This is a genomic window from Streptomyces sp. NPDC001156, from assembly GCF_053598275.1.
Genome location: NZ_JBSFJX010000049.1, coordinates 1 through 21,930 on the forward strand (window position 1 = coordinate 1; position 21,930 = coordinate 21,930).

Below are 21,930 nucleotides of genomic sequence, written 5' to 3' on the forward strand. Positions count from 1 at the left end.
GGGTTTACCAACAACGGCGCGGGGTGGAGCAGCTCGGTAGCTCGCTGGGCTCATAACCCAGAGGTCGCAGGTTCAAATCCTGTCCCCGCTACTGAAGTCGAGGGCCCGGATCCTGATCAAGGATCCGGGCCCTTCGCGTGCGCGCGCGACACGACGAGGCGTACATCGTGACCTGGCGACTCTCAGGAAGAGCAACCGGTTCCGGGGGGAGTTGGCCATTCTGTGTTTGACTTATCTCTCTGTGGGCATGTCGACAAAACGCTGAAGTGACCTCACTAGCTGCGGTATACCAGGTGTACCCGGGTAGCAGGTGGTGCGACGATGGACGTTATGGGGGAGAAGGCAGCTCTGTTCGAGTCGGGGCGAATTGTGCAGTCCGCCGATCGGGACGAGACCGGCGAGGCCGCCGAGGAGGCACGTCTGCGGTTCGCGGTCGAGGCCGGCGAGATCGAGGCGATGAGCGTCCTCGGGGCCATGCTGTTGCGCCGTGGTGATCTCGACGGCGCCGAGCCCCACTTGCGAGCCGCCACCGCCGTGGGTGACCGTGCCGCCGCCAACAACCTGGGTGTCCTTCTGCATCAGCGCGGCTACGCAGAGGAGGCCGCCGGCTGGTGGCGGATCGCTGCCGTGGCCGGTTCCGCCGCGGCCGCGCACGCGCTCGGGCGGCACCACCGCGAGCGGGGCGACGAGCCCGCGGCCGAGTACTGGCTGCGCCAGTCCGCCGAGCAGGGGCACACCCTCGGCGCCTATGCGCTGGCCGATCTGCTGGAGCACCGCGGTGACGAGACCGCGGAGCAGTGGATGCGGGCCGCCGCCGAGCGCGGGCACCGGGAGGCCGCCTACCGGCTGGCGCGCGCGCTCGACCGCAAGGCCCTGCACGAGCAGGAGGCCGGCGGTGACAACGGTGTCGAGTCGCCCGTCCTCGACGAGGCGGAGCAGTGGTACCGGCAGGCGGCGGCGCGCGGGCACCGGCGGGCCGCGCTGCACCTCGGGGCGATCCTGGAGAAGCGGGGCGCCCTGAAGGAAGCCGGGCGCTGGTACCTGACCAGCGCGAAGGACGGTGAGCCGAGAGCGGCCTGCGCGCTCGGCTTCCTGCTGCGGGACGCCGGGGACACCGAGAGCGCCGCCGTCTGGTGGCTGCGCGCCGCGCAGGAGGGGGACGGCAACGCGGCGAACGCCCTGGGCGCGCTGCACGCCGAGCGCGGTGAGACGCAGACCGCCGAGCGCTGGTACCGGGCCGCGATGGACGCGGGCGACGTCAACGGCGCCTACAACCTCGCCCTGCTCTGCGTCGAGCAGGGCCGGACCGCGCAGGCCGAGCAGTGGTACCGGCGGGCCGCGTACGCCGGGCACCGGGAGGCGGCGAACGCGCTCGCCATCCTGCTGCTCCAGGGCGGGGACACGACGGGCGCCGAGCCGTGGTTCTCCAAGGCCGCGGAGGCGGGCAGTGTGGACGCCGCGTTCAACCTCGGGATCCTCCATGCGGGCCGGAGCGACGACGAGGCGGCGCTCGGGTGGTACGAGCGGGCTGCTGCCTCCGGTCACACCGAGGCGGCGCTCCAGGTCGGGATGGCACGGCTGCGGGAGGGGGACGAGCTGACGGCCGAGCGGCATCTGCGGTGTGCCGCCGGGGGCGGGAGCGCGGAGGCCGCCTACCGGCTGGCCGCTCTGCTGGACGCCCGGCGGCCGCCGGCGCCCGCCCATGAGCTGGGTGAGCCGTCGCAGGAGAAGAGCGAGTGCGAGGAGTGGTACGAGCGGGCGGCGACGCAGGGGCACCGGCGGGCGCAGGTCCGGGTCGGGATGCTGGCCGCCCTGCGCGGCGATGTGGTGGAAGCGGCCCGGTGGTACCGCGAGGCGGCGGAGGGCGGGTCGCGCAACGGTGCGTTCAACCTGGGGCTGCTGCTGGCACGCGAGGGCAGCGAGCCGGAGGCCGCGCTGTGGTGGACGCGAGCGGCCGATGCGGGGCACGGCCGGGCGGCTCTGCGGCTGGCCCTCGTCTATGCGCGCCGGGGCGAGCTGGCGGAGGGGCAGCGGTGGGCCGACCGGGCGGTGTCGCTCGGACCGGCCGAGGTGTCCGAGCGTGCGGCACGGCTGCGGGACGCGCTGAAGCAGGAGCTGTCGGCCTGACAGGGGCCTTGATCGGCCCCTGTCCTTAAGCGATTTGCCTCTGTCCGCGTCATTGACGTAATGTTGCGTTCATCGACGCGGGGTGGAGCAGCTCGGTAGCTCGCTGGGCTCATAACCCAGAGGTCGCAGGTTCAAATCCTGTCCCCGCTACTGAAGGCTCAGGGCCGGAATCCTCAAGGATTCCGGCCCTGGCGCTTTGTGTACCCCCGTACGGCGGCGGAGCAGGCAGGCGTCGCGGGGTGGGCGGCCACACACGCGCCGGTCCGCCGGGCGCTCCGCACCCCACAAGCCCACGGCCTCGTACATACACGAAAGCCCCGGCACCTAGCAGGTGCCAGGGCTTTCGGACGATCTTGGTCAGCCAGCCGCGCAGTTCGGGCACAGGCCGCGGTACGTCACCTCGACGTCCGAGACCGTGAAGCCGAAGCGCTCCGATTCCGGGAGGTCGGTGAGCGGGTTCCCGTTCGGATGGACATCGCGGATCGAGCCGCAGCGGGCGCACACCAGATGGTGGTGCGGCCGGTGCGCATTGGGGTCGTACCGCTTGGCGCGCTTGTCCGTGGCGACCTCGAGCACCTCGCCGAGGGAGACCAGTTCGCCGAGCGTGTTGTAGACGGTCGCCCGGGAGATCTCCGGCAGCTTGGCGACGGCCCGGGCATGCACCTCGTCGGCTGTCAGGTGAACATGCTCGCCGTCGAGGACCTCGGCCACGACACGTCGCTGCGCGGTCATCCGCCATCCGCGTCCGCGCAGCCGTTCCAACAGGTCACTCATGGAACCCAGCTTAACAGCAAGCGGACCAGGTTCCGAATGGGTGTGACTTTGGATCTTTATTTGACTTAGACATTGTCCATTGTAGGATCGAGATCGACTTTAGCTCGGTAACAAGGTTAGTCAGATGTGACGCAGGAGGCCCACGTGACGCAGGGACCGCTTACGACGGAGTCCGGTGCTCCAGTAGCCGACAACCAGAACAGTGAGACCGCGGGCGTCGGAGGTCCGGTTCTCGTCCAGGACCAGCTCCTGCTGGAGAAGCTGGCCCACTTCAACCGTGAGCGCATTCCGGAGCGTGTGGTGCACGCCCGCGGCGCGGGCGCCTACGGCACCTTCACGGTCACCGCAGATGTCACCCGGTACACGCGTGCCAAGTTCCTCTCCGAGGTGGGCAAGCAGACCGAGACGTTTCTGCGCTTCTCCACCGTGGCCGGCAACCTCGGTGCCGCGGACGCCGTCCGCGACCCCCGCGGCTGGGCGCTGAAGTTCTACACCGAAGAGGGCAACTACGACCTCGTCGGCAACAACACTCCGGTGTTCTTCATCAAGGACGCCATCAAGTTCCCCGACTTCATCCACACCCAGAAGCGCGACCCGTACTCCGGCTCGCAGGAGGCGGACAACGTCTGGGACTTCTGGGGTCTGTCCCCCGAGTCCACCCATCAGGTGACCTGGCTGTTCGGCGACCGGGGCATCCCGGCCTCGTACCGACACATGAACGGCTACGGCTCGCACACCTACCAGTGGAACAACGAGGCCGGCGAGGTCTTCTGGGTCAAGTACCACTTCAAGACCGATCAGGGGATCAAGAACCTCACCCAGGCGGAGGCCAACAAGCTGGCCGGTGAAGACCCGGACTCCCACCAGCGCGACCTGCGCGAGGCCATCGAGCGGGGCGACTTCCCGAGCTGGACCGTGCAGGTCCAGATCATGCCGGCGGCCGACGCGGCGACCTACCGCTTCAACCCGTTCGACCTCACCAAGGTGTGGCCGCACGAGGACTACCCGCCGATCGAGATCGGCAAGCTGGAGCTCAACCGCAACCCGGAGAACATCTTCGCCGAGGTCGAGCAGTCGATCTTCAGCCCCGCGCACTTCGTGCCGGGCATCGGTCCCTCCCCGGACAAGATGCTCCAGGGCCGCCTCTTCGCGTACGGCGACGCCCACCGCTACCGCGTCGGGATCAACGCCGACCACCTGCCGGTGAACCGTCCGCACGCCGCCGAGGCGCGCACCCACTCCCGTGACGGCTTCCTCTACGACGGCCGCCACAAGGGCGCGAAGAACTACGAGCCGAACAGCTTCGGTGGCCCCTTCCAGACGGACTGTCCGCTGTGGCAGTCCTTCGACGGCTTCACGGCCGGCACCGGCGACCACGCGGCCCCGGTCCACGCCGAGGACAACGACTTCGTGCAGGCGGGCAACCTCTACCGCCTGATGTCCGAGGACGAGAAGGAGCGCCTGATCGGCAACCTGGCGGGCTTCATCGCCAAGGTCTCGCGCGACGACATCGCCGAGCGTGCGATCAAGAACTTCCGTCAGGCCGACGGAGACTTCGGCAAGCGCCTGGAAGCCGCAGTCCAGGCCCTGCGCGGCTGACCCGGGTTGGACCGCTTGCCGTAGGGGGACGGGCCGGAATCCCTGTGGGATTCCGGCCCCTCGCTTGCCCGCGGCTAGTGGGCCGTGGCCGGGACGCGCTCCCGGACCGGCGCCCAGCAGCGGATGATGTCGCGGACCGAGACGACGCCGACGACTTCGTCGCGATCCAGGACGATCAGATGCCGGAAGCCACCGTGAGCCATGGCGCGTGCGGCCTCTTCGAGGGTCCAGGTGGGCGTCGCGAACACGACGTCCGTGGTGGTGTGGGAGTGGGCCCGTTCGGTGTCCGGGTTCTGCCCGAGACCGACGGAATTGAGGATGTCGCGTTCGGTGAGGATCCCGAGGCCGCCCGCGTCCGGGTCGAGGACCACGGCCGCGCCGATACGGCGGGCGGACATCAGGGCTGCTGCCTGACGGAGGGTGTGTGCGGGGCCGATGGTGAGGACCAGCGTGCTCATGGCGTCGCGGACGAGCATGGGGCGGAGCCACCTCCTAGAAATGCACGCGAATGCACTGGCTCAGGGCTCCGGGTGCCGTCGACTGGCGCCCGTCGGTCGCCCCTGTGCAATGCTTCACAAATTCACAAGTGGGGGGACTTTCAGAGTTGCAGGCAAAGGGCGGGTCAACAAGAGGGCGCGCGTCGTGAGTTCAGGGGCGCCCGCGGTGCACGGGGACAGCCCTGATGCCTAGTACCGGTCGTTCAGGTAGTCGAGCAGGGTGTCGTGGAGCAGGCCGTTGGACGCGGCCGCGTTGCCACTGTGCGGGCCGGGGTGGCCGTCCAGGCCCGTGAAGGAGCCGCCGGACTCCGTGACGATGATCGCGTTCGCCGCCATGTCCCACAGCGACAGCTCCGGCTCCGCACAGATGTCGACCGAGCCCTCGGCGACCATCATGTACGGCCAGAAGTCGCCGTACCCGCGGGTGCGCCACACCGCGCGCGTGAGGTCCAGGAAGCCGCCCAGCCTGCCCTGCTCCTCCCAGCCCGACAGCGAGGAGTAGGCGAAGGACGCGTCCGACAGCTTGGAGACGCGCGAGACGCGCAGTCGGGACGCCGAGGACAGGCTGCGGCCCGTGAAGGCGCCGTGTCCCTTCGCGGCCCACCAGCGGCGGCCGAGGGCGGGGGCGGAGACCACGCCCACGACGGGCTGGTAGCCCCCCTCGCCCGCCTCCATGAGGGAGATCAGCGTCGCCCACACCGGCACACCGCGTACGTAGTTCTTGGTGCCGTCGATCGGGTCGACGACCCAGCGGCGCGGGCCCGTGCCCTCGATGCCGTACTCCTCGCCGAGGATCGCGTCGCGTGGCCGGGCGCGCTGCAACTGGCCCCGGATCAGCTCTTCGGCGCCCTTGTCGGCCTCGCTCACCGGCGTCATATCCGGTTTTGTCTCCACCTTGAGGTCGAGCGCCTTGAACCGGGCCATGGTCGCGGCATCGGCGGCGTCCGCGAGCACATGGGCGAGCCGCAGGTCATCGAGATAGTCGGGCATGACCGAACGGTATCGGCCCCTTCCGCGCGAGGGCCACACCGCCCGGCGGATCTTCGGGGGCGCGGGCATCTCGTCCGCCGGGACCGGCTGCCGTGGTGCGATCACCGCGCGCGATCCCCGGCGCACGCCCCGGGGAGCCGCCGCGAACCCTTGACAGTGCAGATATGCGCGTCAAATCTGTGCGTCAGAGCCGCCGGCCCCGAGGGAGGCGAGGATGCCTGCAGCGCGGGAATCGCTACTGGACGCCGCCTATATGGCCCTCCTGCGCCGCCCCTGGTCCACCGTGCGCATGGTCGACGTGGCGGCCATGGCCGGTGTCTCCCGCCAGACGCTGTACAACGAGTTCGGCAGCAAGGAGGGGCTCGCCCGGGCCCTGGTGCGTCGGGAGGCGGACGGCTACCTCGCCGGTGTCGATCGCGCCCTCGCCGCCCCCGCCGAGCCACGCGAACGGCTGACCGCGGCCGCCGTGTGGACCGCGTCGGCGGCCAGGGAGAACGTGCTCGTGCGCGCCATGCTCACCGGCTGCTGGAGCGAGCGGCTGCCCTCCCCGACGCTTTCCGCGGTCCCGTCCACCTCCGCGGTGCCCGCGCAGCGGCGGGCCGACGGACCGCTGCCGTCGCCCTCGGACTTCGTGGCGCTGTTCCGTGACCGGGCCGTCGCCGCGATCAACGGCCACGGCATGGGCAAGGAGGACGTCACGGAACTCGCCCGTGCCTGCGAGCTGGCCGTCCGGCTGTCCCTGTCCTGCGTGGCGGCTCCGCCGAGCGAGGGGAGCGGGGTGGCGGAACTGGTGCGATTCGCCCTGCCGAGGTCGGTACGGTGACGGCCCACTGCGGCGCCGGGCGTGGTCATGGGACTGGGCACGGATCGCCGGCGCCGGGCGGCGTCGCCACGGGGCCGGGGCCGTATGTCGAGCGGGGCCCAGCCTCTCGTGCGCGGCTGGGCCGCACGTCGAGCGGAACCTCGCACCCCCCACGCGGCGGAGCGCACATCGAGGGAAGCCCGCGCCCCGCGGCGGCGTTCCTCAGTGGGCCGAGCCCGAGAGTTGCAGGCCGATCACGCCCGCGATCACCAGGGTGATCGAGACGATCTTCAGCGTGGAGACCAGGTCGCCCAGGAAGACCATGCCGTAGATCGCCGTTCCGGCGGCGCCGATGCCCGTCCACACCGCGTAGGCCGGGCCCACGTCCAGCTTCTTCAGGGACAGGGTGAGCAGGCCGAAGCTGCCGAGCGCGAAGCAGCAGAACGCGACCGTGGGCCAGAGCCTGGTGAAACCGTGCGACAGCTTGAGGCAGACGGCGAATCCGGTCTCGAGGAGCCCGGCCACGATGACCAGCAGCCACGCCATGTGTCGTCCTCCCGCGTCCCCACGTCGACTGCTTCGTCCGGTCGGGTCTGGTCCGGTGCGAGGTAAGAATTTACCTGCCCGCTAGGCACCCAAACCCCGGGAGGTCAGTCCCCTTCCTTTCGCTCGCGGGTGGCGAGCAGTCTGCGCAGGGAGTACAGCCGCGCCGGATCCGCATGCCCCTCGGCCACCCATGCGTCCAGGGCGCAGTCCGGCTCGTCGTGGCTGCACGCGCGCGGGCAGTCCTCGGTGCCGGGCTCCAGGTCCGGGAAGGCGTGGATCACCCGGGACGGGTCGATGTGCGCGAGGCCGAAGGACCGTACGCCCGGGGTGTCGATGACCCAGCCGTCCGTCTCCGCCAGCGGCAGCGCGAGCGCGGAGGTCGTGGTGTGCCGCCCGCGGCCGGTCACGGCGTTGACATGGCCGGTCGTACGCCGGCGGTCGCCGGGCACCAGCGCGTTGACCAGCGTCGTCTTGCCCACGCCGGAGTGGCCGACGAAAGCGGTGACCTTGCCGTCCAGATGCTCGCGCACCCGGCCCGCGGCATCGCCGTTCTCCAGTTCCTCACGGCTGGTGACCACGTACGGGATGTCCAGGTCCCCGTACAGCTCCAGCAACTTGTCGGGCGGGGCGAGATCCGACTTCGTCATCACGAGGAGGGGTTCGAGGCCGCCGTCGTACGCCGCCACCAGACAGCGGTCGATCAGACGGGGCCGCGGCTCGGGGTCGGCGAGCGCGGTGACGATGGCCAGCTGATCGGCGTTGGCGACCACCACCCGCTCGAACGGATCGTCGTCGTCGGCCGTGCGGCGCAGGAGGGACGTGCGCTCCTCGATACGGACGATGCGGGCGAGCGTGTCCTTGGCACCGGACAGGTCGCCGACGAGGGCGACCCGGTCGCCGACCACGGCGGCCTTGCGGCCCAGTTCGCGGGCCTTCATCGCCATGACCGTGCGGTCGTCGACGAGGCAGGTCAGCCGGCCCCGGTCGACGGTGAGGACCATGCCCTCGGCCGCGTCCTCGTGCTTGGGCCGGATGTTCGTGCGCGGCCGGTTGCCCCTGCGGTTGGGGCGGGTGCGGATGTCGTCCTCGTCGGTGTGCTTGCCGTAGCGGCGCATGGTCCCAGTCCGCCCGTCAGTCCCCGAGCATCCCGGCCCACAGTTCGGGGAAGTCCGGCAGCGTCTTGGCCGTCGTCGCCACGTTCTCGATCTGCACACCGTCGACCGCCAAGCCGATGACCGCGGCCGCGGTCGCCATGCGGTGGTCGTCGTAGGTGTGGAAGACGCCGCCGTGCAGGCGGCGCGGGCGGATGTGCAGGCCGTCGGCGGTCTCGGTGACGTCGCCGCCCAGCTCGTTGATCTCCTTGGTGAGCGCGGCGAGGCGGTCCGTCTCGTGGAGGCGCAGATGGGCCACGCCGCGCAGCGTCGACGGGGAGTCGGCGAGGGCGGCGAGGGCCGCGATGCCCGGCGTCAGCTCCCCGACCTCCCCGAGGTCCACATCGATACCGTGAAGAGCACCCGAACCGGTGAATTCCAGGCCGCGCTCGGTCAGCACGCAGGAACCGCCCATCTCGGTGAAGATCTCCCGCAACCGGTCGCCGGGCTGGGTCGTACGGGCGGGCCAGTCGGGGATGACCACCTTGCCCCCGGTCACCAGGGCGGCCGCGAGGAAGGGCTGGGCGTTGGAGAGGTCCGGCTCGACCGTCAGGTCCCGGCCGAGCAGGGCGCCCGGCGTCACGCGCCAGACGTTGGGCTCGCCCCCGGACTCGGGCGTGTCGACCTGGGCGCCGATCGCGCGCAGCATGTCGACGGTCATCCGGATGTGGGGCATCGAGGGCAGCGTCGAACCGGTGTGGCGGACCTCCACACCTTGGTTGAACCGGGGTGCGGAGAGCAGCAGGGCGCTGACGAACTGGGATGACGAGGAGGCGTCGATCGACACCGGGCCGCCGTCCAGCGCGCCGCCCCCGTGTACGGTCAGCGGCAGCGTGCCGCGGCCGTCGTCGTCGATACGGGCGCCGAGGACCCGCAGAGCGTCGATCACACCGTCCAGGGGGCGCTCGTACGAGCGGGGGTCGCCGTCGAAGCGGACGGCGCCGTCGGCCAGTGCGGCCACCGGAGGCAGGAAGCGCATCACGGTGCCGGCGTTGCCGACGTCGATCGTGGCCGGGCCGTGCAGCGCGGCGGGGATCACCCGCCAGGTCTCGCCGGAGCCGTCGGGGCCGACCCCTTCCTCGATGCCGACGCCCATCGCGCGCAGGGCGGCGGCCATCAGGAGGGTGTCGCGTGAGCGCAGGGGACGGCGCAGCCAGCCCGGTTCGGAGGCGAGGGCGGCGAGGACGAGGGCGCGGTTGGTGACCGACTTGGACCCGGGCACGTGGACCGTCGCATCGACGGCTCCGCTCGCGTGCGGGGCGGGCCAGAGGGCGGTGTGCGCGGGGTTAACGGTCATGCGCCCCACTGTAGTGGCTGGCTCACGCCGGAGATCTTGATCAAAAGCGGCGAAACCTGAGCGAAATCGTTGTCTGATACCCCGGGCCGTAGACGCCGTGCATACATGCGCGAACACATGCGGTCACACCCGGGCGCGATCAGATCCGCAGCAGCCACTGACCGCCCCCCATCAGTGAGCACAGCGACACGACGTGGAACAGGAAGAGCCACAGGCCGGCCGGTACGTGGGTGAGCCGGGACAGCTGGTCCGCGTCCGAGTCCCCGGCGCCGCCACGGGACCGCTTGGCCTGCAGCTCGAAGGCTGGCCGTACGCCGCCGACCAGCAGGAACCACACCACTGCGTAGCCGAACGCCGCCTGCACCTGGGGACCGGTGAGCCATGACACCAGCACGAACATGCCGCCGGTCAGGAGCACAGTCAGCGCCCCGTACGCGTTGCGGATCATCACCAGCATGGCCACGAGCAGTGCCGTGGCCAGCCACAGGAGCATGGTGATGTGCCCGGCGGCGAGCAGCGCGGCACCGCCGAGGCCCAGGAGCGGGGGAGCGGTGTACCCGGCGGCGGCCGTCAGGATCATGCCGAGGCCGTACGGCTTGCCGCGACTCACGGTGAGGCCGCTGGTGTCGGAGTGGAGTCGGATGCCGGTGAGGGTGCGTCCGGTGAGCAGTGCGATCAGGCCGTGGCCGCCCTCGTGCGCGATGGTGATGGCATTGCGCGATATCCGCCACGCGCCATGCGGAACGACCACGGCCAGCGCGGCGACCAGGGTGGCGATCACGACCCACAGATCGGGGTCGGGCTGGCTCCCGAAGACCCTGTCCCAGAGGTCGGGCAGCGCGCTCAGCGAGGGCGAAGCGAGGGTGTGCATGGCGGTTGTCGGCTCCTGGGCTCTCGTCGGATCTGGCAGTGTGGCACGTATGTGCGGACGGTATGCAGCGAGTCGCAGGCCTGAGGATCTCGCAGGAATCTTTGAGATCGAGACGGGAGTCTCCCCTGCTCCGGCGGAGTCGGAGGCGCAGGGCGGGGAGCCCGGGGAGATCCTGGCACCCGACTACAACGTGGCTCCCACCAAGGAGGTCTACGCGGTCCTCGAGCGTCCCCTTAAGGACGCCGACGACAAGCGGCCGGTTCGCCAGCTGCGCAGGCTCAGGTGGGGCCTCGTCCCGTCCTGGGCGAAGTCGCCGGAGGGCGGCGCCCGGATGATCAACGCGCGTGCCGAGACGGTGCACGAGAAGCCGTCCTACCGCCGGGCCTTCGCCGCCCGGCGCTGCATCCTGCCCGCGGACGGTTACTACGAGTGGGTCACCGGCACGGAGGAACGCGAACTGGAGGCCGAGGGCAGGAAGAAGCGGCCGCGCAAGCAGCCGTACTTCGTGCTGCCCGCCGACGGCTCGGTCTTCGCGATGGCCGGTCTGTACGAGTTCTGGCGGGACAGGACCCTGCCCGACGACCATCCGCGGGCCTGGTGGGTGACCTGCTCGGTGATCACGACGGAAGCGGAGACGTCGCCGCTGGCCGTGGCCCCGGCCGAGGGGCCGCACTCGCTGTCCGACATCCACCCCCGGATGCCTCTGATGCTCACCCCGGACCGGTGGGACGCCTGGCTCGACCCCTCCCGCACGGACCCCGACGACCTGCGCTCCCTGCTGGACGCACCGCCGTCCGGTCTGATGCGCGCCTACCCGGTCTCCACGGCGGTCAGCAACGTCCGCAACAACGGCCCGGAGCTGCTCAAGGAGCTGGCGGGCCCCGAAGAGGGCACACTGTTCTGACGTGACGGATGTGACTGTTATGCCGGATGCGACGGAGAAGGTCGCAACCGAGGCCGGTACCGCGCGTGTCACCTGGTATACCGCCGAGCGGGCGAAGTTCGTCCTCGCCGTGAGCCATGGCGCAGGCGGGGGCATCGAGGCCGCCGACCTCCAGACGCTGGCCCGGGTCCTGCCCGGGCACGGCGTGAGCGTCGCCCTCGTGGAACAGCCCTGGCGCGTCGTCGGCAAGAAGGTGGCGCCCGCGCCGAAGACGCTGGACGAAGGCTGGCGCGGGGTGTGGCCGGTCCTCGGGAAGCCGGGACTGCCCGTGATCGCCGGTGGGCGCAGCGCCGGGGCCCGGGTCGCCTGCCGGACGGCCACCGAGCTCGGCGCACACGCCGTACTCGCGCTGAGTTTCCCCTTGCACCCGCCGGGCCGGCCCGAGAAGTCCCGCGAAGGCGAGCTGCTCGGCGCGGGTGTGCCCACGCTGGTCGTCCAGGGCGGCAACGACCCGTTCGGGAGGCCCGAGGAGTTCCCGCCCGGGCCGTACGAGATCGTCGAGGTGCCCCACGGCGATCACGGCCTCGCCGTCCCCAAGCGCGCCGGGATCAGCCGGGAGGAGGCGCTGGAGATCGTCGCCGACGCCGTGGTGAAGTGGATCGCGTCACTCGGGTGACGCCCGGGAATGCTGCGCGGCGGACCGATGTTGTGCGGACCAGACAGCACCCGACGGTGTTGCACCGCACGAACGAGAGGAAGTCCGCCGCATGGGTTCGACCATCTGCCCGAGCCGCAGCAGCAGCGCTGACCTGGAGTGGACGGTGCTGCACGCGGCCAAGACCGCCCCTGTTCGAGCGGCGGCGGGTAAGGATGTTCGTCTATCCTCCGATTCAAGTGGGACCTCTTTCGGTCCTGCCACGTTGCTGGAGGAGGTGGGTCCGGTCACCGGTACCGACGCAGGGACCGACAACGGCCGGGCGGAGCAGCCCGAGGGCCGGGGCACGAGCGCGGAGTCGTCCGCGGCGCGCAGCGCGCGCTTCGAGCGGGACGCGCTCGAATTCCTCGATCAGATGTACTCCGCCGCATTGCGGATGACCCGCAATCCGGCGGACGCCGAGGACCTGGTCCAGGAGACGTACGCGAAGGCGTACGCGTCCTTCCACCAGTTCCGTGAGGGCACCAACCTCAAGGCCTGGCTGTACCGGATCCTCACCAACACCTTCATCAACTCGTACCGCAAGAAGCAGCGCGAACCCCAGCGCAGCGCCGCTGAGGAGATCGAGGACTGGCAGCTCGCCCGCGCCGAGTCGCACATGTCGACCGGTCTGCGCTCCGCCGAGTCGCAGGCGCTCGACCACCTGCCCGACTCGGACGTCAAGGAAGCGCTGCAGGCGATCCCCGAGGAATTTCGCATCGCCGTGTATCTCGCGGACGTAGAGGGCTTTGCGTACAAGGAGATCGCGGACATCATGGGGACACCCATCGGTACGGTGATGTCCCGGCTGCACCGGGGCCGCCGTCAACTGCGCGGCATGCTCGAGGACTACGCCCGCGAGCGCGGGCTCGTCCCGGCCGGCGCCGGAGAGTCGAACGAAGCGAAAGGTTCGGGCTCATGAGCTGCGGAGAGCCGCACGAGACGGACTGCAGTGAGGTCCTCAACCATCTCTACGAGTTCCTCGACAGTGAGATGCCGGACATGGACCGCACCAAGTTCCAGCAGCATTTCGAGGAATGCTCGCCGTGCCTGGAGAAGTACGGGCTCGAGCAGGCCGTGAAGAAGCTGGTCAAGCGGTGCTGCGGGCATGACGACGTGCCGACCGACCTCAGGGCGAAGGTCATGGGCCGTATCGATCTGATCCGCTCGGGTCAGACGGTGCCCGAGCACGATGTGACCGCGACGCCTCAGGAGTCCTGAACTCCAGTTCGGAAACTCCGGTCAATCGTCGGCGGCTTGTCACTCGAACGTGCTAATCCGCGTGCCATTGGCCTGCAGATACCACCAATGCCGCATTCCTGCCCTGCCCTCGCCTCTAGGCTCCGGAGCCTGAGAGGGGCATGACCGCCCCCGCCCGGTAGCGGGAGGGGCGCGGGATGCGGGGGAGGTGTGTCATGGGGCCGGTACGGCCGTGGGCACGGGTGTACGTGGGCTGTGTCGTCCTCGCCGCACTGGTGTGTGTGGCTCCGCTGGCGGACCTCTCGGTCGCCTGGTGGGCGATCGCCCTCCCTGCCGCGCTCTACGCCGGCTGCGAGCAGATCGTCCGGTGCCGACCGCTGAGCACCCGGGCTCCCGAAGGGCTCGGCACCTTCTTTCCCGTACTGCTCGCCGCGGCCTTTCTGCTGCCGCCACCGGCTGCCGCCCTGGTGCCGCTGCCCGGGGCCCTGCTGACCCGTGTCGGCGAGCGGCCGCCGTGGCTGCGCCGTGTCTGGCGGGCCGCCCAGCTCGTCCTGGCCGTGTGGGCGGCCTCGCGGGTGCACTGGGCGCTCGGCGGCCGGGACGCGGTTGCCGGCCCGCGCTTCCCGTACGCGCTCCTGACCGCGGGCGCGGCCGTGGTGGCGTTCTGCCTGACGCTGACCCTGCTGGACGGCGGGGTCCTGGCACTCGCCGAGGGGGTGCCGGCGCGCATGGCATGGCGCGGGCTGTTCCTGCGGTCGCTTGCCCCTGTCTCCGTGCACGGGCTCGCCGGGCTGATGATGGCCGTGCTGTGGCGCAGCCCGTTCGGGCCCGTCGCCGCCCTGCTCGTGCTACTCCCCATGTACGTGTCCTGCTGGGTCTTCGCCCAGTACCACCGGGAGCGGGCGGCCCACCAGGCCACGATCCGTGCGCTGGTGCAGGCAGTCGACATCAAGGACGGGTACACCCGCGGGCACAGCGAGCGGGTCGGACAGGCCTCCATGATGATCGCGCGTGAACTCGGCATGGACGACGACCGGGTGGAGGTCCTGCGGTTCGCCGGGATCCTGCACGATGTCGGCAAACTCGGCGTGCCCACACGGCTGTTGCGCAAGGACGGGCCGCTCACCCCTCAGGAGCGGCGGATCATCGAGCTGCACCCTGAGTACGGCCACGAGATGGTCCGCGGGATCGGGTTCCTCGGCGAGGCACGGTCCGCGATCCTCCACCACCACGAGCGGCTCGACGGCAGCGGATACCCGTACGGTCTCGTCGGCCACCAGATCCCGGAGCCTGCCCGGGTGGTGGCGGTGGCCGACGCCTTCGACGCGATGACATCGACCCGCTCGTACCGGCGCGCCCGCCCGGTCGGGGCGGCGCTGGAGGAGCTGGAGCGGTGTGCGGGGGCGCAGTTCGACCCCGCGATGGTGCGGGCACTGGTCCGCGCCCTCGGCCGGCACGGCTGGCATCCGGCGGTGACCGCGGACGAGGTGCGCGCCGCCGTGCCGCCGCCGGCCGCCGTGCCGACGGCCGGTGAGCCGGCCGGGCAGCGCCGCGGCGGGGGCGGCGCATGACCGTGGGCCGCCTCGTCCTCGTCCTGGCCCGTACGGCGGCCGCGCTCCTGGCCGCGGGCTCCCTCTGCCTCACGCTCTGGCGCGGTCTCGACGAACCCGCCGTCGCCCTCGCCTTCGGGGTGCTCGTCGCGGTGGGCGAGCTGTCCCGGTGGAGCGACAGCGACGAGCGGGAGTCCACTCCTCTCGGTGCGGCCGGTGCGCTGTCCTACGCCTTGCTCGGACAGAACGCCGGGCACCCCACCCACCACGGGGTGCAGCAGGTCGTCACGGTGGTCCTCGCCGCCTGTCTCGCGGGCTGCGTCCCGCACGTGGCCCGCGGCCGCGGGCCCACCGCCGACCACCTGACCCGCCGGCTGCTCACCGTGGGCTTCGCCACCGTCTGCTTCCAACCCCTCTACGCCCAGGGCAGGCTGCGCGACTGGAGCGGACCGGCGTACGCGCTCCTGCTCGTCGCGCTGCTCGTGCTCACGACCCTGTGCGACGCCGTGCTCGCCGCCGCGCTGGCGCACTCCAGGACCCGCTGGCCGTTCGGACCGCTGCTGCGCGACGAACTGCGGGCCAGAGTCGGCATCGGCTCGGCCGTCTGCGCGACCGGCGCGGTGATGTCCCTCGCGGTCGCGGTCGTGGGCCTGTGGGCGCTGCCGGTGTTCTCGCTGCCGCTGCTGCTCACCCAGCTCTCCTACCGGCGGTACGCGGCCGTGCGCACCACCTACCGGCAGACCATCGCCTCGCTGGCGCGGGCCACCGAGATCGCCGGGTACACACCTGCCGGGCACGCCCGCCGGGTGGCGGCGCTCAGCTGTGCGGTCGGCCGGGAACTGGGTCTGGCCGAACCGGAGCTGACCGTCCTGGAGTACGCGGCCCTCATGCACGACATCGGGCAGCTCAGTCTGATCGACCCGGTGCCGGCCGGTGCGACGGCCGCGCTGCCTACCGAGGAACAGCGGCGCATCGCGCTTCTGGGCGGGGCCGTCGTACGCCAGACCGGGGTGGACGCCGAGGTGGCGGTGGTCGTGGAACGGCAGGCGGATCCCTACCGGGAACAGCCGGTCAGCGCCAGAATCGTCCGGACCGTGAACGCGTACGAGGAGATGGCGCGGGAAGAAACGGGACCAGGCGGAGCGCTCAGAGCACTGGAGCGGCTGCGGCTCGGCTGTGCCCGCGACTACCAGCCGGAGGTCGTGGAGTCACTCGCCCGGGTGCTGCATCAAAGGGGCGGCGCGATGAGTGTCGCACCGGTCGTCTAGCGCCCGGGGTGCGCCTCGGGCAAGGGAGGCGGTGGAGCTTGCGCGGCCGGTCTGACCTCGGCGACTGCGGGGTAACCCATGGGTAATGAGCGCCCGTCCGGCCGTACGTGGTTGGATGCGAGAAGAGGGTGTTCGGGGGCACAGCTCGGTCCGTGGCCCCCGCGAACGGCGAGAAACCGGCAGGCGGGAATCGCAAGGGACTGGCAGGCGGGAATCGTGAGGATCTTCGGGAAGGGACGGCACCGGCCCTCCGCCTCCTGGCGGCAGGCCACCGACCGCGCGTTCACGCTGATCGGCGACGGCCGGTACGAGGACGCGGGAGCGCTGCTGACCCGTGCCGCGGACATGGAGCCGTGGCTGTCGGAGTCCTGGTTCAATCTCGCCCTGCTGCACAAGTTCCGCCACGACTGGGAGCAGGCCCGCACCGCGGGACTGCGCGCCGTGGCCCTGCTCGAGAAGGACACCGGGGCGCCCGACTGGTGGAACGTCGGCATCGCCGCCACAGCCTTGCAGGACTGGCCGCTGGCCCGCCGCGCCTGGCAGGCGTACGGCCTCAGGGTGCCCGGGGTCCCCACCCGGCCGAAGGCAGGGCTGGGAGCCGCCGGCTCCGACGAGCCCACCGGGATGGAGCTGGGCAGCGCCGCCGTACGGCTGTCGCCCGAAGGGGAAGCCGAGGTCGTGTGGGGGCGCAGGCTGGACCCCGCCCGCATCGAGGTGCTCTCCATCCCGCTGCCGTCCTCCGGGCGCCGCTGGGGTGAGGTCGTGCTGCACGACGGCGTCCCGCACGGCGAGCGCACGACGGCGGTGGGGCACGCCTACCCCGTCTTCGATGAGATCGAGCTGTGGGCGCCCTCGCCTGTGCCCACCTGGGTGGTCCTGCTGGAGGCCGCGACGGAGGAGGACCGGGACGCGCTGGAGCAACTGGCGGCCGACGCCGGGTTCGCCGCGGAGGACTGGTCGTCGTCCGTGCGGCTGCTGTGCCGTATGTGCTCCGAGTCCCGGATGCCGGCGGACGAGGGCGACGGCGAGCATCTCGACCCGCACGACCACAGTGAGCCGGGGCACCCGGGACCGCTGGGGCACCGCACGGCCGGGCAGCTGTGGGTGCCGGAGCGCGAGTGCGGCATCGCGGCGCCCGCCTCGCTGGTGCGCGGACTGCTCGACGGGTGGGTCGCGGACAGCCCGGACAGCCGGGACTGGCGGGACCTCGAAGAGGTCTGCTGAGGCGATATCCGGGCCCACGGTTCATGGGGAGGGCATCCGGCCGCGCCCCGTAGGCTGTACCCGCAGGTTTTCTCACAGGTTGCAGGAAGGCATACGTCGGTCATGGCGCAGCAGGACACCGATCAGCAGCACACGGGCGTTCTCCCCGTGGACGACGAGGGATTCGTCATCGACACGGAGGACACCGAGCAGCGTGAGGCCGCCTGGCGCGAGCGCGGCACCTCGCGGCCGATCACGGTCGTCGGCAATCCTGTGCTGCACAAGGAGTGCAAGGACGTCACCGAGTTCGGCGATGAACTGCAGCAGCTGGTCGCGGACATGTTCGCCAGCCAGCGCACCGCCGAGGGCGTGGGCCTGGCCGCCAACCAGATCGGCGTCGACCTGAAGGTCTTCGTCTACGACTGCCAGGACGACGAGGGCCTACGGCACGTCGGTGTGGTCTGCAACCCGAAGGTCGTCGACCTGCCCGCCGACAAGCGCCGGCTGGACGACAGCAACGAGGGCTGCCTGTCCGTCCCGACCGCGTACGCACCGCTCGCCCGCCCCGACTACGCCGAGGTGACCGGGCAGGACGAGAAGGGTAACCCGATCAAGGTGCGCGGCACCGGGTACTTCGCCCGGTGTTTGCAGCATGAGACAGATCACCTGTACGGGTACCTCTACATCGACCGGCTCTCCAAGCGCGAGCGCAAGGACGCCCTGCGGCAGATGGCCGAGAACGAGCCTCGCTACCCCGTGGTGGCCAACGACTGAAAGCCCTTGCTGACGATGCCCGGCCGGAGACCCCTTCGGCCGGGCGTCGTTCATGTGTGCGTCGGACATTCGATCCCTTGTGCGTATGAATTAACCCATATTCAGTCACGCAAGGCATGTTCTCGGCGTGGTAGGGCGTTCGTTGAAGCAAATCCGTTCCCAGATCGGTCAGTTGTAGTGCTGAATGGAAAGCGCGGGGATACGCAACGGCGCGCGCCCGGTACAGCGGAAGGGATGTCGCGCCACCGGCGGCTGAGAGGGGTTTGTTCGTGCGAGCTTTCCCACACAGCACTTCATCGACAACGACCGTGGTCGCGGTTCCACCGGCACTCTCCATGCCGGTCATCGAGGCCGCGTTTCCGCGTCGACTGCACCCGTATTGGCCCCGCCTGCAGGAGAAGACACGTACCTGGCTGCTGGAAAAGCGGCTCATGCCGGCGGACAAGGTCGAGGAATATGCCGACGGACTGTGCTACACGGACCTCATGGCGGGCTACTACCTCGGTGCCCCCGACCGGGTCCTGCAGGCGATCGCGGACTACAGCGCATGGTTCTTCGTCTGGGACGACCGTCACGACCGTGACATCGTCCACCGGCGGCCCGCCGCCTGGCGGCGGCTGAGGTTCCAGCTCCATGCGGCTCTGGACTCCCCCGAGGACCACCTGCATCACCCGGATCCCCTGGTGGCGGGGTTCGCGGACAGCATGGTGCGGCTGTACTCGTTCCTCGGCGACAGGTGGAACGCGCGCTTCGCCCGGCACTTCCACGCGGTGATCGACGCATACGACCGGGAGTACCGCAACCGCACCACCGGGACGGTCCCGACGGTCGAGGGCTATCTCGAGCTCCGGCGGCTCACCTTCGCGCACTGGATCTGGACCGATCTGCTCGAGCCGAGCGCGGGCTGTGAACTGCCCGACTCCGTGCGGAAACACCCCGCTTACCGGCGGGCGGCGCTGCTGAGCCAGGAATTCGCAGCCTGGTACAACGATCTGTGCTCGCTCCCCAAGGAAATTGCGGGGGACGAGGTCCACAATCTCGGAATCAGTCTCATTCACCACAAGGGGATGACGCTCGAAGAGGCCATCAGGGAAGTAAGGCGGCGGGTCGAGGAATGCGTATCGGAGTTCCTTGCCGCTGAAAAGGAGGCGCTGCGGCTCGCCGACTCGCTCGCGGACGGTACCGCGCGAGGAAAGGAATTAAGCGCCGCCGTGAAAGCGATCGTCGCAAACATGCGGAACTGGTTCAGCACCGTGTACTGGTTCCACCATGAGTCCGGCCGCTACATGGTCGACAACTGGGACGACCGCTCCACACCCCCGTATGTCGACAACGAAGCGGCAGGTGAGAAATGATCCTCGAATCAATCGGTTCGGAGGCCCCCGAGGCGGCGACGCCACCACGCGTTCCGCCGCTCGCCGCGGGCGGCGTCCCGTTCCTCGGACATGGCTGGAAGCTCTTCCGCGACCCGCTGGGCCTCCTCGGCAGGCTGCGGGACGACGGCGACGTCGTACGGCTGAAGCTCGGTCCGAAGGCGGTGTACGCGATCACCACCCCCGCGCTTGCAGGGGCCCTCGCGCTGAGCACCGACTTCCAGATAGGCGGTCCGCTGTGGGAGTCCCTCGAGGGCCTCCTCGGCAAGGAGGGTGTGGCCACCAGCAACGGGCCGCTGCACCAGCGCCAGCGGCGGGCGATCCAGCCCGCCTTCCGGCTGGAGTCCATCCCGGGCTACGGGCCGGTCATGGCGGAGGAGGCGCATGCGCTCGTGGAGCGCTGGAGGTCCGGCCGGACCGTGGACGTGACGACCGAGTCGTTCCGTGTGGCGGTGCGTGTGATCGCACGCTGTCTGATGCGCGGCAGCTACATGGACGAGCGGGCCGACCGCATCTGTACCGCGCTCGCCGCGCTCTTCAGCGGCATGTACCAGCGCATGGTCATACCGCTCGGGCCGCTGTACCGCCTGCCCCTTCCGGCCAATCGCGAATTCAACCGGGCGCTGGCCGATTTTCATCTCCTGGTCGACGAGATCATCGCCGCCCGCCGCGCATCCGGTCAAAAGCCGAACGATTTGCTGATGGCTTTGCTGGAGGCGAAGGACCACAACGGCGAGCCCATTGGGGAACAGGAGATCCATGACCAGGTCGTTGCCATAGTCACGGCCGGCAGCGAAACGGTGGGATCCATGGTCATGTCGCTCCTGCAAGTCCTCACGGACCACCCGGATCAAGCGGACAAGATCCGCGACGAGGTGAAAACCGTGACGGGTGACCGGCCGGTCGCATTCGAGAACGTACGGCAGCTGCCGTACACCGCGAATGTCATCGTCGAGACGATGCGTTTGCGTCCTGCCGTATGGATATTGACGCGGCGGGCGGTGGCCGACACCCAACTCGGCGGGTATCACATTCCGGCCGGAGCCGACGTCGTCTACAGTCCGTACGCGATCCAGCACGACGGGCGGTCCTACGAGCGGGTCGCGGAGTTCGACCCCGACCGCTGGCTCCCGGAGCGCGCCAAGAGCGTGCCGAAGTACGCGATGACCCCCTTCGGGGTCGGCAACCGCAAGTGCCCCGGGGACCACTTCTCGATGGCCGAGCTCACCCTGATCACGGCCGCGGTGGCATCCGCCTACCGTTTCGAGGAGGCGCCCGGCTCCGACCCGAGGCCGCGGATCGGCATCACACTCCGCCCGCGCCGGCTCCTGCTGAGGGCCCTGCCCAGGTGACGGTCCGGCGCACGTTCAGGCGGCCTGTGGGCCCCTGAACGTGCGCCGGTAGGCATGGGGCGTCGTGCTGAGCGCCCGGACGAACTGATGCCGCAGCGCCGCCGCCGTGCCGAAGCCGGTGCGATCGGCGATCGTGTCCATCGTCTCGTCGGTCTGCTCCAGCAACTCCTGGGCCAGCAGCACACGTTGACGCAGGATCCAGCGGTACGGGGTGGTGCCGGTCTCCTGCTGGAAACGGCGGGCGAAGGTACGCGGGGACATATGGGCGCGGGCCGCGAGCTGTTCCACGGTCACCTCCTGGTCCAGGTGCCGCTCCATCCACACGAGCACCTCGGCCACCGTGTCGCACTGCGACCGCGGCAGAGGCCTTTCGATGTACTGGGCCTGGCCTCCGTCGCGGTGCGGCGGCACCACCATCCGGCGGGCGATCTTGTTGGCGACCTCCGGGCCCTGCTCCTTGCGCACGATGTGCAGGCAGGCGTCGATGCCGGCGGCGGTGCCGGCCGAGGTGATCACCGGGTCCTCGTCGACGTAGAGCACGTCCGGCTCGACGACGGCCTGGGGGAAGCGCCGGGCGAGGGCGTCGGCGTGCCGCCAGTGCACGGCGCAGCGCCGCCCGTCCAGCAGCCCGGCGGCCCCCAGCACGAAGACGCCAGAGCAGACGCTGAGCACCCTGGCGCCGCGCTCGGCGGCCCGGCGCAGCGCGTCGAGCAGTTCGGGCGGATACGTGCGGTCCGCATAGGTGTCCCCGGCCGGCACGGCGATGAGGTCGGCTTCCTCCAGCCGCTCCAGGCCGTGCGGCGTGGACACGGTGAATCCGCAGTGGGTGCCGAGCGAGGGCCCCTCGGCCGAGGCGACCGCGAAGTCGTAGACCGGTAGGCCCTCGTCGCTGCGGTCGATGCCGAACACCTCGCACACGACGCCGAGTTCGAAGGGATGCACACCGTCGAGGAGGATGGCGGCCACGTTCTGCAGCATG

The 21,930-nt window shown here is 70.4% G+C and carries 21 protein-coding genes and 2 tRNA genes; 15 read left to right on the plus strand and 8 right to left on the minus strand.

Translation table 11 applies throughout. The annotated features are described in order from the left end of the window. Positions 1-17 precede the first annotated feature (17 nt). The 3 genes from ACWDA7_RS22970 to ACWDA7_RS22980 all read left to right on the plus strand — a co-directional run bounded on the left by ACWDA7_RS22970 (position 18) and on the right by ACWDA7_RS22980 (position 2,277). Positions 18-91 (plus strand) — tRNA-Met (locus ACWDA7_RS22970). A gap of 230 nt (positions 92-321) precedes the next feature. Further along, on the plus strand, positions 322-2,127 hold the full coding sequence (locus tag ACWDA7_RS22975; RefSeq protein WP_450606099.1) for a tetratricopeptide repeat protein: 1,806 nt from the start codon (positions 322-324) through the stop codon (positions 2,125-2,127). A 76-nt stretch (positions 2,128-2,203) separates the two neighbouring features. Next, positions 2,204-2,277: transfer RNA gene (locus ACWDA7_RS22980), tRNA-Met, on the plus strand. A gap of 207 nt (positions 2,278-2,484) precedes the next feature. Here the strand turns inward: ACWDA7_RS22980 and ACWDA7_RS22985 are convergent. Then, the gene (locus tag ACWDA7_RS22985) at positions 2,485-2,901 is read right to left on the minus strand and encodes a Fur family transcriptional regulator (RefSeq protein ID WP_359395925.1); all 417 of its coding nucleotides are present in this window, start codon (positions 2,899-2,901) and stop codon (positions 2,485-2,487) included. A gap of 126 nt (positions 2,902-3,027) precedes the next feature. Here ACWDA7_RS22985 and ACWDA7_RS22990 point away from each other — a divergent pair, with 126 nt between their 5' ends. Then, positions 3,028-4,500: a catalase gene (locus ACWDA7_RS22990; RefSeq protein WP_450606100.1), complete on the plus strand. Its 1,473-nt coding sequence runs from the start codon at positions 3,028-3,030 to the stop codon at positions 4,498-4,500. A gap of 74 nt (positions 4,501-4,574) precedes the next feature. Here the strand turns inward: ACWDA7_RS22990 and ACWDA7_RS22995 are convergent, their stop codons facing one another. Then, positions 4,575-4,976: a CBS domain-containing protein gene (locus ACWDA7_RS22995; RefSeq protein WP_450606101.1), complete on the minus strand. Its 402-nt coding sequence runs from the start codon at positions 4,974-4,976 to the stop codon at positions 4,575-4,577. 210 nt (positions 4,977-5,186) lie between these two features. Then, the gene (gene hisN / locus ACWDA7_RS23000; protein WP_450606102.1) at positions 5,187-5,987 is read right to left on the minus strand and encodes a histidinol-phosphatase; all 801 of its coding nucleotides are present in this window, start codon (positions 5,985-5,987) and stop codon (positions 5,187-5,189) included. A 214-nt stretch (positions 5,988-6,201) separates the two neighbouring features. On the opposite strand from hisN, the gene ACWDA7_RS23005 reads away from it, so the two are divergent. Next, a complete protein-coding gene (locus ACWDA7_RS23005; RefSeq protein WP_450606103.1) occupies positions 6,202-6,810 on the plus strand; it encodes a TetR/AcrR family transcriptional regulator in 609 nt (202 codons plus the stop codon). Between the two features lie 201 nt (positions 6,811-7,011). Here the strand turns inward: ACWDA7_RS23005 and ACWDA7_RS23010 are convergent, their stop codons facing one another. The 4 genes from ACWDA7_RS23010 to ACWDA7_RS23025 form a co-directional block, all read right to left on the minus strand. Then, a complete protein-coding gene (locus ACWDA7_RS23010; RefSeq protein ID WP_450606104.1) occupies positions 7,012-7,335 on the minus strand; it encodes a DMT family transporter in 324 nt (107 codons plus the stop codon). A gap of 104 nt (positions 7,336-7,439) precedes the next feature. After that, the gene (rsgA, locus tag ACWDA7_RS23015; RefSeq protein WP_450606105.1) at positions 7,440-8,450 is read right to left on the minus strand and encodes a ribosome small subunit-dependent GTPase A; all 1,011 of its coding nucleotides are present in this window, start codon (positions 8,448-8,450) and stop codon (positions 7,440-7,442) included. Positions 8,451-8,466: 16 nt separating this feature from the next. Next, complete coding sequence (aroA, locus tag ACWDA7_RS23020) at positions 8,467-9,783, minus strand: 3-phosphoshikimate 1-carboxyvinyltransferase (RefSeq protein ID WP_450606106.1); 1,317 nt, start codon at positions 9,781-9,783, stop codon at positions 8,467-8,469. A 139-nt stretch (positions 9,784-9,922) separates the two neighbouring features. Beyond that, positions 9,923-10,654, minus strand: coding sequence for a M50 family metallopeptidase (locus ACWDA7_RS23025; RefSeq protein WP_450606107.1), 732 nt, complete (start codon positions 10,652-10,654; stop codon positions 9,923-9,925). Positions 10,655-10,703: 49 nt separating this feature from the next. Between ACWDA7_RS23025 and ACWDA7_RS23030 the strand changes: the two genes are divergently transcribed. The 10 genes from ACWDA7_RS23030 (at position 10,704) to ACWDA7_RS23075 (ending at position 20,951) form a co-directional block, all read left to right on the plus strand. After that, a complete protein-coding gene (locus ACWDA7_RS23030) occupies positions 10,704-11,558 on the plus strand; it encodes an SOS response-associated peptidase (RefSeq protein ID WP_450606108.1) in 855 nt (284 codons plus the stop codon). A 19-nt stretch (positions 11,559-11,577) separates the two neighbouring features. Then, positions 11,578-12,213 (plus strand): alpha/beta hydrolase family protein, encoded by a 636-nt coding sequence (locus ACWDA7_RS23035; protein WP_450606137.1) that lies wholly within the window; start codon positions 11,578-11,580, stop codon positions 12,211-12,213. 256 nt (positions 12,214-12,469) lie between these two features. Then, entirely contained in the window at positions 12,470-13,153 is a 684-nt protein-coding gene (gene sigR, locus ACWDA7_RS23040) for an RNA polymerase sigma factor SigR (protein WP_359395990.1), read from the plus strand. Beyond that, positions 13,150-13,452: a mycothiol system anti-sigma-R factor gene (rsrA, locus tag ACWDA7_RS23045; RefSeq protein WP_359395907.1), complete on the plus strand. Its 303-nt coding sequence runs from the start codon at positions 13,150-13,152 to the stop codon at positions 13,450-13,452. The genes sigR and rsrA overlap by 4 nt, the downstream gene beginning before the upstream one ends. A gap of 194 nt (positions 13,453-13,646) precedes the next feature. Next, positions 13,647-15,002, plus strand: a complete 1,356-nt coding sequence (locus tag ACWDA7_RS23050; protein WP_450606109.1) for an HD-GYP domain-containing protein — start codon at positions 13,647-13,649, stop codon at positions 15,000-15,002. Beyond that, complete coding sequence (locus ACWDA7_RS23055; protein ID WP_450606110.1) at positions 14,999-16,249, plus strand: HD-GYP domain-containing protein; 1,251 nt, start codon at positions 14,999-15,001, stop codon at positions 16,247-16,249. Before ACWDA7_RS23050 ends, ACWDA7_RS23055 begins: the two co-directional genes overlap by 4 nt. A 216-nt stretch (positions 16,250-16,465) precedes the next feature. After that, a complete protein-coding gene (locus tag ACWDA7_RS23060) occupies positions 16,466-17,473 on the plus strand; it encodes a tetratricopeptide repeat protein (RefSeq protein WP_450606111.1) in 1,008 nt (335 codons plus the stop codon). Positions 17,474-17,575: 102 nt separating this feature from the next. Then, a complete protein-coding gene (def, locus tag ACWDA7_RS23065) occupies positions 17,576-18,226 on the plus strand; it encodes a peptide deformylase (protein ID WP_359395899.1) in 651 nt (216 codons plus the stop codon). Between the two features lie 269 nt (positions 18,227-18,495). Further along, positions 18,496-19,581, plus strand: a complete 1,086-nt coding sequence (gene cyc1, locus ACWDA7_RS23070) for an epi-isozizaene synthase (RefSeq protein ID WP_450606112.1) — start codon at positions 18,496-18,498, stop codon at positions 19,579-19,581. Beyond that, complete coding sequence (locus ACWDA7_RS23075) at positions 19,578-20,951, plus strand: bifunctional albaflavenone monooxygenase/terpene synthase (protein ID WP_450606113.1); 1,374 nt, start codon at positions 19,578-19,580, stop codon at positions 20,949-20,951. Before cyc1 ends, ACWDA7_RS23075 begins: the two co-directional genes overlap by 4 nt. A gap of 15 nt (positions 20,952-20,966) precedes the next feature. Here the strand turns inward: ACWDA7_RS23075 and ACWDA7_RS23080 are convergent, their stop codons facing one another. Beyond that, positions 20,967-21,929 (minus strand): GlxA family transcriptional regulator, encoded by a 963-nt coding sequence (locus ACWDA7_RS23080; RefSeq protein WP_450606114.1) that lies wholly within the window; start codon positions 21,927-21,929, stop codon positions 20,967-20,969. Between the last annotated feature and the right edge of the window lies 1 nt (position 21,930).

What these genes read in the sequence shown, in the direction of transcription:
- ACWDA7_RS22985 (WP_359395925.1), bottom strand. Translation starts at nt 2,901, where the DNA reads ATGAGTGACCTGTTGGAACGGCTGCGCGGACGCGGATGGCGGATGACC.
- rsrA (WP_359395907.1), top strand. Translation starts at nt 13,150, where the DNA reads ATGAGCTGCGGAGAGCCGCACGAGACGGACTGCAGTGAGGTCCTCAAC.
- ACWDA7_RS22995 (WP_450606101.1), bottom strand. Translation starts at nt 4,976, where the DNA reads ATGCTCGTCCGCGACGCCATGAGCACGCTGGTCCTCACCATCGGCCCC.
- ACWDA7_RS23010 (WP_450606104.1), bottom strand. Translation starts at nt 7,335, where the DNA reads ATGGCGTGGCTGCTGGTCATCGTGGCCGGGCTCCTCGAGACCGGATTC.
- ACWDA7_RS23035 (WP_450606137.1), top strand. Translation starts at nt 11,578, where the DNA reads ATGCCGGATGCGACGGAGAAGGTCGCAACCGAGGCCGGTACCGCGCGT.
- hisN (WP_450606102.1), bottom strand. Translation starts at nt 5,987, where the DNA reads ATGCCCGACTATCTCGATGACCTGCGGCTCGCCCATGTGCTCGCGGAC.
- ACWDA7_RS23055 (WP_450606110.1), top strand. Translation starts at nt 14,999, where the DNA reads ATGACCGTGGGCCGCCTCGTCCTCGTCCTGGCCCGTACGGCGGCCGCG.
- ACWDA7_RS23050 (WP_450606109.1), top strand. Translation starts at nt 13,647, where the DNA reads ATGGGGCCGGTACGGCCGTGGGCACGGGTGTACGTGGGCTGTGTCGTC.
- ACWDA7_RS23025 (WP_450606107.1), bottom strand. Translation starts at nt 10,654, where the DNA reads ATGCACACCCTCGCTTCGCCCTCGCTGAGCGCGCTGCCCGACCTCTGG.
- aroA (WP_450606106.1), bottom strand. Translation starts at nt 9,783, where the DNA reads ATGACCGTTAACCCCGCGCACACCGCCCTCTGGCCCGCCCCGCACGCG.
- ACWDA7_RS22975 (WP_450606099.1), top strand. Translation starts at nt 322, where the DNA reads ATGGACGTTATGGGGGAGAAGGCAGCTCTGTTCGAGTCGGGGCGAATT.
- def (WP_359395899.1), top strand. Translation starts at nt 17,576, where the DNA reads ATGGCGCAGCAGGACACCGATCAGCAGCACACGGGCGTTCTCCCCGTG.
- rsgA (WP_450606105.1), bottom strand. Translation starts at nt 8,450, where the DNA reads ATGCGCCGCTACGGCAAGCACACCGACGAGGACGACATCCGCACCCGC.
- ACWDA7_RS23030 (WP_450606108.1), top strand. Translation starts at nt 10,704, where the DNA reads ATGTGCGGACGGTATGCAGCGAGTCGCAGGCCTGAGGATCTCGCAGGA.
- ACWDA7_RS23005 (WP_450606103.1), top strand. Translation starts at nt 6,202, where the DNA reads ATGCCTGCAGCGCGGGAATCGCTACTGGACGCCGCCTATATGGCCCTC.
- ACWDA7_RS23075 (WP_450606113.1), top strand. Translation starts at nt 19,578, where the DNA reads ATGATCCTCGAATCAATCGGTTCGGAGGCCCCCGAGGCGGCGACGCCA.
- ACWDA7_RS23080 (WP_450606114.1), bottom strand. Translation starts at nt 21,929, where the DNA reads ATGCTGCAGAACGTGGCCGCCATCCTCCTCGACGGTGTGCATCCCTTC.